11 protein-coding genes are annotated in these 13,393 nt (G+C 38.9%); 9 read left to right on the top strand and 2 right to left on the bottom strand.

The features are described 5' to 3' along the window. The first annotated feature begins 5 nt into the window (after positions 1-5). Positions 6-629: a nitroreductase family protein gene (locus EM808_RS22430; RefSeq protein WP_127740976.1), complete on the top strand. Its 624-nt coding sequence runs from the start codon at positions 6-8 to the stop codon at positions 627-629. Between the two features lie 7 nt (positions 630-636). On the opposite strand, the gene EM808_RS22425 is transcribed toward EM808_RS22430, so the two are convergent. Beyond that, a complete protein-coding gene (locus tag EM808_RS22425) occupies positions 637-1,131 on the bottom strand; it encodes a L,D-transpeptidase family protein (protein ID WP_127740974.1) in 495 nt (164 codons plus the stop codon). A 170-nt stretch (positions 1,132-1,301) separates the two neighbouring features. Here EM808_RS22425 and EM808_RS22420 point away from each other — a divergent pair, with 170 nt between their 5' ends. The 8 genes from EM808_RS22420 (at position 1,302) to EM808_RS22385 (ending at position 10,742) form a co-directional block, all read left to right on the top strand. Then, positions 1,302-1,550: a hypothetical protein gene (locus EM808_RS22420; RefSeq protein ID WP_127740972.1), complete on the top strand. Its 249-nt coding sequence runs from the start codon at positions 1,302-1,304 to the stop codon at positions 1,548-1,550. Positions 1,551-1,667: 117 nt separating this feature from the next. Then, positions 1,668-2,015, top strand: a complete 348-nt coding sequence (locus EM808_RS22415) for a hypothetical protein (protein WP_127740970.1) — start codon at positions 1,668-1,670, stop codon at positions 2,013-2,015. 133 nt (positions 2,016-2,148) lie between these two features. Next, entirely contained in the window at positions 2,149-2,562 is a 414-nt protein-coding gene (locus EM808_RS22410; RefSeq protein ID WP_127740968.1) for a CoA-binding protein, read from the top strand. Between the two features lie 514 nt (positions 2,563-3,076). Beyond that, entirely contained in the window at positions 3,077-5,056 is a 1,980-nt protein-coding gene (gene parE, locus EM808_RS22405; RefSeq protein ID WP_127740966.1) for a DNA topoisomerase IV subunit B, read from the top strand. Beyond that, positions 5,053-7,482: a DNA topoisomerase IV subunit A gene (parC, locus tag EM808_RS22400; RefSeq protein ID WP_127740964.1), complete on the top strand. Its 2,430-nt coding sequence runs from the start codon at positions 5,053-5,055 to the stop codon at positions 7,480-7,482. The genes parE and parC overlap by 4 nt, the downstream gene beginning before the upstream one ends. Positions 7,483-7,592: 110 nt before the next feature. Next, positions 7,593-8,351 carry a hypothetical protein gene (locus EM808_RS22395; RefSeq protein ID WP_127740962.1) on the top strand — a complete coding sequence of 253 codons (759 nt, stop codon included), beginning with the start codon at positions 7,593-7,595 and terminating at the stop codon, positions 8,349-8,351. A 135-nt stretch (positions 8,352-8,486) separates the two neighbouring features. After that, on the top strand, positions 8,487-9,548 hold the full coding sequence (locus EM808_RS22390; protein ID WP_127740960.1) for an AbrB family transcriptional regulator: 1,062 nt from the start codon (positions 8,487-8,489) through the stop codon (positions 9,546-9,548). A 465-nt stretch (positions 9,549-10,013) separates the two neighbouring features. Next, positions 10,014-10,742: a uracil-DNA glycosylase family protein gene (locus tag EM808_RS22385; RefSeq protein WP_235856689.1), complete on the top strand. Its 729-nt coding sequence runs from the start codon at positions 10,014-10,016 to the stop codon at positions 10,740-10,742. A 49-nt stretch (positions 10,743-10,791) separates the two neighbouring features. On the opposite strand, the gene EM808_RS22380 is transcribed toward EM808_RS22385, so the two are convergent. Then, entirely contained in the window at positions 10,792-13,350 is a 2,559-nt protein-coding gene (locus EM808_RS22380; protein WP_127740957.1) for a rhamnogalacturonan lyase, read from the bottom strand. Between the last annotated feature and the right edge of the window lie 43 nt (positions 13,351-13,393).

The following is a 13,393-nucleotide window of genomic DNA, read 5'->3' as shown; positions in this document are numbered from 1 at the left end:
AAACCATGGCTGAATTTTTAGATATAGTGAAGGAAAGACGCTCTGCCAGTAACTTTTTAGAAGGTAACCCCATTACAAAGGAAGAATTAAATACTATTTTTGAAGCAGTTAAGCTGGCTCCATCCGCTTTTAACTTGCAGCATACTCGATACATAACAGTGCTTGATGCGAATATGAAAGAAAAAATCAGAGCCGCAGCACAAGGTCAATATAAAGTAGCAAGTGCCTCTGCAGTCATACTGGTAGTTGGAAACAAACATGCCTACAAACAAGCTGGTGATATTTATGAGGGCCTGCAAATGCTTTGCATTGTCAATAAGCAAGAATATGATCATTTAGTATCAGATACTACTGCTTTTTATGAAGATCGTGGTACAGAATTTCTAAAAGAAGAGGCTATCCGAAACGCTTCCCTTTCTGCCATGCTGTTTATGCTTGCAGCCAAGAATCAAGGCTGGGATACATGCCCAATGATTGGTTTTAATCAGCAGGAGGTCCGCCAGTTACTGCAAGTTCCTGCTGAGGAGGAAGTGGTGCTAATGATTACCATTGGCAAAGAAAAGGTAGAAAGCAGACAGCCGCGAGGATATCGTAAGCCGGTTCGTGAGTTTGTTACATACGTGGAATAAAAAGAAATTAAGGATGAATAAACACAGCCGTGCCGATTGGGACAATGCTAGCAAGCTCCTCAACGTCTTTGTTATACATACGGATACATCCTTTTGAAACAGCTTTGCCAATGGAACTAGGATTGTTTGTGCCATGTATGCCATAATGCTCCTTTGAAAGACTCATCCATAATGTACCGAATGGACCTCCAGGATTTGGTGCTTTATTGATGATAACATAATTACCGACAGGCGTGCTTGTTAGCATACGGCCAACAGCGATTGGGTATTGTTTCTGCAGGACACCATTCCTAAGAAGTCTTAGTGTGCGGGCTCCAACAGATACATCTAGTTGATATGGAATACTTTGTGGAGAAGGCAAGCCAGGGATTAGGATAATTTGTCCTGGATTAATGATATTAGGATTAATACCACTGTTCGCCTGTAAAAGAGCAGATAATGACAGCCGGTAATCTCTTGCTATTTGGGTCAAGGTCTCCCCACTTTTTACAATATGATTCATTGGTTAACCTCCATTAGTATGCTTACAGCTACTATATGCACAAGAAAGCGGAGTAGTCTTACGCTTAAAAAAGACCAAGTCTCCTATCAGGGAAACTAGGCGACTGTCCTTATCAATCTATGGGTTGATGCATATTGTATGGCAGATATAAAAAAAGGAGAGTTGCCTATATGTATCCTTATGTAAATTATAGCTATCCTCAAGTTTCCTATGACTACAATTATCAACAAGGTTATTATGATGATCCAAATAGACAAATGCAGTTATCTCAGCTGTTTAACATGCCCCAGTGGAAACAATGGGAGAGAAGAATCAATCAGCTTGAGCGGGAAAACAACCAGCAGCAACGAGACATTGACCAGCTTGAGCGCAGTCTGCAAAGAGTTAATCAGCGTTTAAATGCATTGGAAAAAAGATAATAATGTTTATCAGGAGCGGCTTTGTGCTGCTCTTTTTATCCTTTTTAGTATTGGAATTTTTTTAGCTGTAAAGGGCATGATAATGTATCATAACTGATTCTTTGGAGGTACTGTAAAATGACTGTTTATGTATACCAAACATTCTCTTTAAAACAGGATAAATTTAAGGAGGGACTTGAAAACCTACGTGAATTAAAAAAGTTCAGCAATGAAAATTATTCGCATAAGGTCGAAATATTGACACCTATATCTGGTAATGACCATACATATGCCTTAATGACAGAGTATGAGGGACTTGCGGAAATGGAACTACAAAGTAAAAAAATGACAGATGATGAAGATTATCAAAAGCTAATTGGTGAATTCTTTTTACAAAACATTGAACAAGGTAGTATGCATACCCAAATTTACCGAGCAATGGTTGAAAGGAAGGAAAAAAAGAATAAGGATAAAGAAGCAGAATAAAGGAAAATGTTCCTGCATTTTATTTGCTATTTACACTTAAACTGGACTAGTATAAATGGTAATAAAGATGGTTCCTGCTTGTATTTAAGGGGAATCAATATAAAGTAAACAAGACCATAGAGGAGGAGAAATAATGGCAATTGAAAACCCAAGCAGAGAAGAAATTGGCAAAATTCTTAAAAAAGCTAAAACAATAGCGGTTGTTGGTTTAAGTGATAATCCGGAGAGAACGTCTTTTATGATCGCAAACGCTATGATGCAGGCGGGTTATGATATCATTCCCGTTAACCCTACAGTGGATGAAGTTCTCGGCAAAAAAGCATATAAGAGCCTGACAGAGATTAAAGAGCATGTTGATATCGTCAATGTATTCAGAAGATCGGAATTTCTCCCAGAGGTAGCTGCGGAATTCGAAAAGATTGATGCAGACGTATTTTGGGCACAGCAAGGACTTGTACATGAAGAAACCTTTAACACTTTGAAAGATAAGGGTTATACCGTAATTATGGACAGATGCATTAAAGTCGAACACGCTTTGACAAAATAAACCGTGAAAACGGATGTGAATAAGGCTTCTCAAGCTAATATATTCCGCTTGAGATACCGCCTCATTTGCATCTGTTTTTTTATTTTTATAAATAAGCAAGCGGTAAAGACGTTGGAGGAGAAACGGCGGTTAGCGTTTTTTTTATAAGAAATATGTGTTAACATAATTAAGATGCTTGAAACGAACCTTATAAAAAAAAGCTTTTCTCTTTTTGCTTTCTTGGTATAATATTGAATCTAAACGACTATTTTCAGAAAATAATCGAATTATACATTTGCTTGTTGAAAAAATGCTGTTATCATATCATAAGAACAGTTGTTCTGGTATGATCTATTTTATCTCACATGCATAAAATGGTGTCCTTCGTCCACTATAGAAGGCAAAAAGACTAAAGAAAAAATAATTCTTCTCTTTTAGAGGATTAATGAAATTATAGACGAATACATAAACAATTGTTCGACATGCTACATAAAAAGATAATATGTCGTGTTTTTGAGGTGAAAGGGGTATGTCTGTGGCGAAAAATCAACAACCATTTGACTATAACGATGATGCCATTCAGGTGCTGGAAGGACTAGAAGCAGTTAGGAAACGTCCTGGTATGTATATCGGAAGCACAGATGCAAGAGGATTGCATCATTTAGTATATGAAATAGTGGACAATGCTGTCGATGAGGCATTGGCCGGCTTTGGTGAAGAAATCATCGTGAAAATCCATAAGGATAATTCAATAAGTGTTCAGGATAAAGGACGAGGATTACCGACAGGAATGCATAAAATCGGCAAGCCGACACCTGAAGTAATCTTTACGATTCTTCATGCAGGTGGAAAGTTTGGACAAGGCGGTTACAAAACAAGCGGCGGGCTGCATGGTGTTGGTGCTTCTGTTGTTAACGCGCTGTCTGAGTGGGTTGTCGTTAAAATTAAGCGGGACGGATTTATATATGAACAGCGTTTTGAAGATGGAGGCAAGCCGGTAACGACGCTTGAAAAGCTCGGTAAAACAAATCAAACCGGCACAACTATTCACTTTAAGCCAGATCCTACCATCTTCTCTACAACTACTTATAATTTTGAAACGCTTTCAGAACGTTTGCGTGAATCTGCCTTTTTATTAAAAGGCTTAAAAATTGAGTTAATCGATGATCGCCAAGGGGAGCATGCTGTTTTTCATTATGAAAATGGGATTGAAGCCTTTGTTGAATATTTGAATGAAGAGAAGGATAACCTTCACCCTGTTGTCAGCCTTGAAGGAGAAAGCAACGGAATTGAAGTGGAGTTCGCTTTCCAATTTAATGATGGCTATTCAGAAAACGTCTTGTCCTTTGTTAACAACGTTCGTACGAAAGACGGCGGAACACATGAGGCTGGCAGTAAGACTGCCATGACAAGAATGTTCAATGAGTATGCACGAAAGGTTAATCTTCTTAAGGAAAAGGATAAAAATCTGGATGGATCTGACATTCGTGAAGGACTGTCAGCGATTGTTTCTGTCCGTGTTCCAGAGAACCTGCTTCAATTTGAAGGGCAAACGAAAGGAAAGCTTGGTACAAGTGAAGCTAGATCTGCTGTTGATGCAGTAGTTTCAGAGCATCTTGCTTACTTTTTTGAAGAAAATCCTGAGACGAGCTCTCTTCTCATTAAGAAAGCAATCAAGGCATATCAAGCACGTGAAGCTGCTCGTAAAGCAAGAGAAGAAGCAAGAAGTGGCAAGAAAAGAAAGCGCGGGGAAACGGTGCTTTCCGGCAAGCTTACTCCTGCACAATCGAAAAACCCGCAAAAAAATGAGCTTTATCTTGTAGAGGGTGATTCAGCTGGTGGTTCTGCTAAGCAAGGCAGAGACAGACGCTTCCAGGCAGTTCTTCCTTTAAGAGGTAAGGTAATCAATACAGAAAAAGCAAAGCTGTCTGATATCTTTAAAAATGAAGAAATCAATACCATCATCCATGCTGTTGGAGCGGGAGTTGGAGCAGACTTCAATATTGAAGATTCCAATTATGATAAAGTCATCATTATGACAGATGCCGATACAGACGGAGCACATATCCAAGTACTTCTGCTGACATTCTTCTATCGCTATATGAAGCCGCTAGTAGAAGCAGGCAAAGTATATATTGCCTTACCACCGCTTTACAAGGTAAGCAGAGGATCTGGCAAAAAAGAGGTTATTGAGTATTCATGGAGCGATGATGACTTGCAGGATGCCATTAAAAAAGTCGGCAGAGGCTATGTTTTGCAACGTTATAAAGGGTTGGGTGAGATGAATGCCGACCAGCTTTGGGATACGACAATGAATCCTGATACTCGTACGTTAATACGCGTTAAAATCGATGATATCGCAAGAGCTGAACGCCGCATTACGACATTGATGGGCGATAAGGTAGAACCGCGCCGTAAGTGGATTGAATCAAATGTAGCGTTTGGTTTAGAAGAAGAAGGAAATATTCTCGAAAATGAAAATATCGTGGTTGCAGAGGAGGGGGATGAATCATGAGTTCAACAGAACAATTTCGTGATTTACCTTTAGAGGACGTTCTCGGTGATCGCTTTGGACGTTACAGTAAATACATCATTCAAGAACGGGCATTACCTGATGCCCGTGATGGTTTAAAACCGGTACAACGCCGTATATTATATGCGATGCATGTAGACGGCAATGTGCATGACAAGAACTTCCGTAAGTCAGCTAAAACTGTCGGAAATGTTATCGGTAATTACCATCCTCATGGTGACAGCTCTGTGTATGAAGCAATGGTCCGTATGAGCCAGGAATGGAAAGTTAGAAATTTGCTGATAGAAATGCATGGAAATAACGGAAGCATCGACGGTGATCCGCCAGCGGCCATGCGTTATACAGAAGCAAGACTTTCTGCTATATCGTCTGAACTGCTTAAGGATATTGATAAAAGAACAGTCGATTTCATTCCAAACTTTGATGATACATCCAATGAACCGACTGTTTTACCTGCCAAGTTTCCAAACTTGCTTGTAAATGGTTCAACTGGAATATCTGCTGGGTATGCTACTGATATTCCACCACATCATCTTGGAGAAGTCATCGATGGTGTCATTGAAAGAATGGACAATCCTGCATCAACAGTAGATGACATTATGCAGCATATTAAAGGACCTGATTTCCCGACAGGCGGCATTATCCAAGGCGTGGAAGGCATAAAAAAAGCCTATGAAACAGGAAAAGGCAAAATCATCGTTAGAGGTAAAGCTGCCATTGAAGACATTCGCGGCGGGAGACAGCAAATAGTTATTACAGAAATACCTTATGAAATAAACAAAAGTAATTTAGTGAAAAAAATGGATGAAATCAGACTTGATCGCAAGGTGGAGGGCATCTCAGAGGTGCGTGACGAAACCGACCGTACTGGTTTGAGAATTGTCGTTGAACTGAAAAAAGACGCAGACGCATCTGGCATTCTTCATTACTTATATAAAAATACAGATTTACAAATTACTTATAGCTTCAATATGGTAGCCATCCACAATAAACGTCCAAAGCTAATGGGCATTCTTGAGATGCTTGATGCTTATATTGAGCATCAAAAGGATGTTGTCATAAGAAGGACTCGTTTTGATCTTGAAAAAGCAAAGGAAAGACAGCATATTGTTGACGGACTTATTAAAGCACTATCGATCTTAGATGAAGTTATCACAACAATCCGTGCTTCTAAAGATAAACGAGATGCTAAGGATAATTTGATTTCATCCTTCCATTTTTCTGAAGCGCAAGCAGAAGCGATTGTTTCCTTGCAGCTTTACAGATTGACGAATACGGATATAACAGCATTGACAGCAGAAGCTGAAGAGCTAGCAAAAAAAATCGAGGAATGGTCTGCCATTCTTTCAAGTGAGAAAAAGCTGGTGTCCGTTATTAAAAAAGAGCTGAAGGATGTCAAAAAACGCTTTATTTCTGAGCGTCGGACTGTTATTCAAGCGGAGATTGAGGAAATCAAAATCAATCTTGAAGTGCTTGTCGGCAGTGAGGATGTTATCGTTACTGTAACGAAGGAAGGTTATATAAAGCGTACAAGTCAGCGTTCTTTTGCCGCAAGCAATGGACAGGATTTCGGTATGAAGGATACAGACCGAATTCTCGCCAAGCTGGATATTAATACAACAGAAGTTGTATTGTTGTTCACGAATAAAGGGAATTATTTATATTGCCCTGTTCATGAACTCCCAGATATTCGCTGGAAGGATCTTGGTCAGCATATTTCCAATATCATTCCAATTGACAGGGATGAAAGCATCATCCATGCTATTCCTGTTAAAAGCTTTGAGGAAGGCAAATACTTGCTATTCTTCACTAAAAATGGAATGGCGAAAAAGACTGAAATGACAAGCTATAAAGCACAGCGCTATAGCAAGCCCCTTGTTGCCTTAAACTTGAAAGGCGATGACGAGGTAGTAGATGTTGTCGTTACAGATGGAACGAAAGAAATCTTAATGGCAACACACTATGGCTATGCATTACGCTTCCACGAGGAAGAAGTGAATCTTGTTGGACCAAGAGCTTCCGGCGTGAAGGGTATAGCCTTGAAGGATGATGACTTTGTTGTCTCAGGTCAAATCATTACGGATGAGAAAAGTGAATCGGTCGTTATTATCACACAACGAGGATCCATTAAGAAAATGAAATTAAGTGAATTCGAAAACGGCGGCAGGGCGAAGCGTGGCGTTGTTATGCTAAGAGAACTTAAATCGAATCCACATCGTATTGTTAATATGTTTATTGCTGCAAAAGCAGATATTGTTCATATTCATACAGAAAAAGGAATGCTTGAAGAAGTATTGGTCGAATCCATTCGATTCAATGACAGATATTCCAATGGTTCGTTTGTAATCGACGAATCAGAAGCTGGGAAAGCCGTATCTGCATGGATTACCAAGCTTGCTGAAGCTTAAGAAAAAAATCCTTCACCACATGGTGGAGGATTTTTTCTTTTCCTTTCTTACATGTTTTTTCCATTATTGGAGATGATATTAATAATGGGATTTATGTAGGAGGGATAATATTGAGAAAAGAACTATTGTTCGCATTCACAGCATTTTTTTTCATGTCACTAAGTGCGATAACAGGCGCATACGCATTAGAAAATGAAGAGCAAGAAAAAATATTATTGAAAGAACAAAAGGACTTCAACGGCGATGGAAAAATGGAAAACATGACGTTAACTGGCATTTCTTCTGAGGATGAAGACAATTTCTATAAAAAGCTGACAATTCAAGTATCAAACGAAAAAGAAACGAAAGCAGATATAACGATGGACGGTGGATATAACCCAAACTTAGAACTGTATGATCTTGATGGTGATAAACAGGAGGAAATGTTTCTGACGATTTCTGATAACGAACGAAACAGCAGAAAAAGATACCAAATATTTGATTTTAATGGGACAGAAATAAAGGAAGTAGCAATTCCTGAATTACCTGTAATGACAAGCAGCTTTAAGGATGATTATAAAGCAGAGCTCGTTATTGATGGTCTAAAAACGTATAATTTTGATTTATATGAACGGAAAAATACATATGAACAATTAGGCTTGTACCAAAACGGGCATTTAAATGAGTCGACAGAGCTTATCATCAATCCTTTCACTAGTTTAAAACCTTCTAGGTATAAGCAAAAATTCGCATTAGAAGGCAAGCAAATCATTAGTGGAATAGCAGCAGTTGATAAAATTGCCTATCTGGAAACAGTATGGACAAGCAAAAAAGATGGATGGAAGCTAGAAAAATTTAAAGTAAAAGAAATTAGCAGCAAAACAAAATAACCTAAAAAATTACTCAGCCATGTTAATTAAAAGCAGGTTGAGTAATTTTTCCTGATAAAATATTTCGTATTTCCAACTAATTTTTATGATAGTATATGTATATACATCTATTAAATTAGCAGGAAGGGATATTGCATGTCATTTTATAAAATGTTAGCATCAGCGCTTATTGGTGGTACAGTTTTTTATTTGTGCCATTTGCCGTTAGCCTGGCTCTTAGGTGCCATGATTGGCACATTAGCTTATGTAAAGCTCTCCAAACAGACTCCAAAACTACCTTTTTCCTTTCGAACATACGGGTTAATTCCAATCGGCTATACAATTGGGGAACATTTTAATAAACAAACTCTATTGGATATGGTCACACATCTGCCGTCGATGCTCCTTATGACAGTTGGTTTAATCCTGTTCAGTCTGCTGTTGGCAGTTGTGACAAATAAACTGACACACAGTAATTTAAAGTCAACGATAGCAGGGAGCATACCCGGTGGACTGACGCAAATGATAGCCATCAGCTCTGAAATAAAGGGAATAGATCTTACCGTCGTTACGATTATACAAGTATGCAGGATAATAACAGTGATTATGCTAGTGCCTTTTGTTGTATACAGTCCAATCCTGCATGCTGGCAGTACAGTAGTATCTGTTGCAGCAGGAGCACCTGTGAGCTGGCTGATTCTGCCGTTTATGGCAATTGCCTTTATTGCTGGAATCATCGCAAAAAAATGCAAATTTCCAACTCCATTTATGCTCGGACCGCTCATTGTTATTGCCATTTTGCTGCTTGCAGGTGTTAATGTGCCAACAATTCCAACACCAATAATAGCTGCAGCACAGCTGTTGATTGGGATTGATTTAGGATTACAGATGAAATTCGGAAAAATTGAAAATAAATCACGTTTTCTTGTCGTTTCCGTTATTTCGTCAATTGTGCTTGTAAGCTTTACATTTCTACTTTCCGCCATATTGTTGGGGATAGAAGAGAATATCTCCTTATTAACTGCATTTATTGGCTTAGCACCAGGGGGAATGGCTGAAATGGCCATTTTAGGTCAAGCTGTGCATGCCGATTTAACGATCATTACCACATACCAGCTGTTCCGATTATTATTTATTCTATTTATTGTACCAATTATCATGAAAAAAATATTCCTATATATGGAACGAAGGAAAGAGATAAAAGCAATATTAAAATGAACCTATGAAACTAGACATATAAACATTATGTCTAGTTTTTTTGTATGAAAAGCGCTTACATAATAATCAAAAGTGAACTAGGAAAATGAATCTAATAGTAATTAATTTATCGTGAAATCAATTAATAAAGACATGATAAAGTATATTATTAATTAAGCAAACTAAATTTAATCTAAAGAACAAAATATTTGCTAGCAGATCAAGAAAAAGGAATCTAGAACCAAAACATCACATAAAAACAGTAATAAAAACAATATAAACAGATTTCATTAAATTTTTTATTCTGTCTCACTATCTAAAGTATACTTAAATTTGAGACAAGATTTTTCAATTTTAGTTTTGCTTGTGATAATATATATTATGTAAACTAGAAAAAATGAAAATCCTAATAATCATTCTTGCTGTTAGTTTTCTCTTCTTCTGCCATAATAAAAGGAATAAATATGTTTTTAGGAGCTTATGTTCATGTATTTTGATTTTCTTCCAGCATTAAATTCATTGCCTTTACATACATCCGTTTCAAAAGAATTATTGTTTACGACAGAATTTCAAATTTATGCTGAACATGATCTTGTTATGTATTATTCACCACATAATGATTATGTTAACAAGAATGCAAAAATTGTCATTGTTGGTATAACTCCTGGCTGGCTGCAAATGAAAACGGCTTTTGAGGCTTATTTATCGTGCGAGCAGCAATCTTTAATAGATAAACTGCAATTTACAAAAGAAACAGCAAGCTATGCTGGTACAATTCGGGCAAATTTAATTGCGATGCTAGATGAAATTGGACTTCATAAAGCTTTTGGTTTATCTAGCTGTACGGAATTGTTTGCAAACAAACGCTCGTTTTTGCATACTACCTCCCTTCTTAAATATCCTGTCTTTTATAAAGGAAAAAACTACACAGGTCATAATCCGCCTATGAAGAGCAGTAATCTTCTTACCTCCTTTGTATTCTCGGTGTTTCCAGAGGAACTAAAGCTAATCGACAACAATGCTTTAATCATTCCACTAGGAAAAATTGTCGATGAGATGCTAAAGGAACTAGCTTCAGCAGGTAAAATTAGTCAGCCCTTTCTTACTGGTTTTCCCCACCCATCTGGAGCAAATGGCCATCGCCTAAAACAGCTGGCACAGGAAAAAAATCAACTAATTAAGCAAGTATCTGCATGGAAAAACGACTTAGCATAAGCATAATACAGCCTCCTGAAGCAATCAGAAGGCTGTTTGTTACTATTTATTATGTCCATGAATCCTTCAGCAGCAGTGCGTGCTTCGTTAAGTTTTTAGCTGCCTCAGGTGAGATGTTTTTACTTTTTTCTTTACTGATCTGATCAATTAGTTTATCAAGTGACTTTAATGCTTGCTTTGTATTGCCTTTATGCTGATGTTTTAATGCCTGTTGAAGGCTGCTGTTTAATTGTGTATATGCTTTTCCTGACAGCTCTCCCTTCGCCTTATAATCTGTCAGCAGCTGCTCTAATATTACAGCTAATCCAGGAGTATTCAATGTCGGAACAGGCACCTTCGACCAATCTGTATCACTTGCGAAATAAAAGCTTGTGTACGAAGGCTGATTATAGGTAGTGCTTTGTCTTGCAACACCAGTGCGGTATTGAACATCATGCATAAGTGTGTAGAGCTTTCTGTTTGTTACTTCTGTGCTGAGATATACTCTGATTGCTGAGCTGTCTGTCGTGCGGACAAGCAGCTCCTCGCGCCAATCGCCAAAAATATCAGCTACAAGTGAAGGATTTCCCTTTGTGCCGTTATTTGTTCTTGTGCCGTCTAAGGTTAAAAGTCTTCCCTTCTGCCAATCTTCAATTGTCGGAGTTACATCAAGTGCACCATCAACTATTTGTGTTGTCATATCTGCTGCCCATTTAATATTCATATTTGTCCCTGGTGCTGTGTCACCGAGCTTTGTTCCTTTTGCTGTATATAAACCGACACCAGTGTTTGCCCATGTTTCAAGTCCGCGCTTTGCTGGGTCAATATCACCGATAATCCCTCTTCCTGTATCCTTGCCTGTATATCCGCCATAAATTACTTTGCCGGTCTTAGCATCCCTTAAAGTATAGCCATACGGGGCACCTGTTGCTCCTTCATGCACCATGTATATCTCCAACCCCGGACGGTCTGGATCAATATCAGTCACATGGAGAGCATCCCCATGGCCAATTCTTGCAGTTGTTCCTGGTGCAGAGCTTCCTTCAGGCAGAACACCCATAGAACTGTATAAAAGCGAGCCGTCATCATCAATTGTCGCACCGCCATACACAATTTCCTGCTTACCGTCACCATCTACATCAGCAGCCTCTAATGAATGCGCTCCTTGTGTTGTTAAAGAGGCGAATTCTTTATTTGTACCATCCTTGCCGTGTGGACTGTCATTGAATGGATTGGACATTGGTGTCCATCCGCTGTCAACATCCCATTTTTTCTGTATATGCTTGCCGTCCCAGCTGTAAGACACAAGGGTTGTTCTTGTATAATAGCCTCTGGCAAACACAGCATACGGCTTCTTACCATCAAGATAAGCCACAGTGCCTAAAAAGCGGTCAACACGGTTACCAGGTTCAATTCGTGCCATCGCATAATCGCCCCACATAAGCCCATCATCATGTCTGTCTGTTTCATAATGGATCGTTTCTAGCTCCTTGCCTGTCGAGCCTTCAAACACAGATAAATACTCAGGACCATCTACGATAAAGCCTTCAAATGTCCTTAAATCATTACGCGTGCTTCTGCTTGGGGCATATACATCCATGAAGTAATCGACAAGGCTTTCTGCATCCTGTTTCGCTAACGGGTAGCTGTATTTTTTCTCCGTTCCAAATGCCTCTTCCAGCGTTTTTGGCCAATTACCGTTCACGACCTCTTCTTGCTTATGCCAATTCATAAACATTTCCACCATATGATCATAATAATCATCAGCACTCATGCGATAGTCGTCTTTATTACTGTAACCAGCTTTAATATCTTCTTTTGGCATTGTAATGTACTTTTCAGACGTGATATTGCCTTTTTTGTCATAGTGAATGACCTTTGTACCTGGAGCCGTCTTAAACATCATTTCTGCTTTACCGTCCCCATCAAAATCATATACAGACATTTGCGTATAATGAGCACCTGCACGAATATTCACACCAAGGTCAATTCGATAAAGCAATATGCCTTCCAGCGTATAACAGTCAATATAGACATTGCCTGTATAGCCCTTTTGTGATACATCCTTAGAGTTAGATGGGTCCCATTTTACGAAATACTCGTATTTGCCATCGCCATCCACATCACCGACACTCATATCGTTCGCAGAATAGGTGTAAGCCTCCCCAGCAGGTGTGACACCATCAGCAGGCTTTTGGAGCGGTAAATCATAATACTGATTGGACCATGGGCGAACCTCGTCACTTTCATCGACCTCTTTGCCGTTCACTACCGCTCGTACCTCATAGGCAGACTTGGCGGTCCCTTTTTTATCAAGAAAATTGGTGCTGTCTGTAACAGCAGCGATTTTCTTGTTATCTCGATAAACATGAAACGTGGCACCCTTCATTCCCGTTTTCGTATAGCCTGTCACCTCTGTTCCTAAAAGCCGCCAGCTAAGGAATATTCCTTCAGACGTTTGTGCAGCAGTCAAGCCTCTGTCCAAATACTCAAGCTGAACCTTCTGTGTGGCATACTTGTCTTTTGAACTAGCAGCAAAGACTCCGCTTGTATCCACAAATAATAGCGGCAGTGCTACAGCAGCACAAAGTGCTTTTCTTACATAAGAAGAACCTTTTTTCCAAGTCATTTGCAGACACCTCATTTTCTAATATTAGTAAAACGTTTTCATT

The sequence above is a fragment of the Niallia taxi genome (assembly GCF_004005475.1).
GTDB classification, from domain to species: domain Bacteria; phylum Bacillota; class Bacilli; order Bacillales; family Cytobacillaceae; genus Niallia; species Niallia taxi.
This window is presented reverse-complemented; position numbering and strand designations above follow the sequence as displayed.

What these genes read in the sequence shown, in the direction of transcription:
- EM808_RS22430 (WP_127740976.1), top strand. Translation starts at nt 6, where the DNA reads ATGGCTGAATTTTTAGATATAGTGAAGGAAAGACGCTCTGCCAGTAAC.
- EM808_RS22425 (WP_127740974.1), bottom strand. Translation starts at nt 1,131, where the DNA reads ATGAATCATATTGTAAAAAGTGGGGAGACCTTGACCCAAATAGCAAGA.
- EM808_RS22420 (WP_127740972.1), top strand. Translation starts at nt 1,302, where the DNA reads ATGTATCCTTATGTAAATTATAGCTATCCTCAAGTTTCCTATGACTAC.
- EM808_RS22415 (WP_127740970.1), top strand. Translation starts at nt 1,668, where the DNA reads ATGACTGTTTATGTATACCAAACATTCTCTTTAAAACAGGATAAATTT.
- EM808_RS22410 (WP_127740968.1), top strand. Translation starts at nt 2,149, where the DNA reads ATGGCAATTGAAAACCCAAGCAGAGAAGAAATTGGCAAAATTCTTAAA.
- parC (WP_127740964.1), top strand. Translation starts at nt 5,053, where the DNA reads ATGAGTTCAACAGAACAATTTCGTGATTTACCTTTAGAGGACGTTCTC.
- EM808_RS22390 (WP_127740960.1), top strand. Translation starts at nt 8,487, where the DNA reads ATGTCATTTTATAAAATGTTAGCATCAGCGCTTATTGGTGGTACAGTT.
- EM808_RS22385 (WP_235856689.1), top strand. Translation starts at nt 10,014, where the DNA reads ATGTATTTTGATTTTCTTCCAGCATTAAATTCATTGCCTTTACATACA.
- EM808_RS22380 (WP_127740957.1), bottom strand. Translation starts at nt 13,350, where the DNA reads ATGACTTGGAAAAAAGGTTCTTCTTATGTAAGAAAAGCACTTTGTGCT.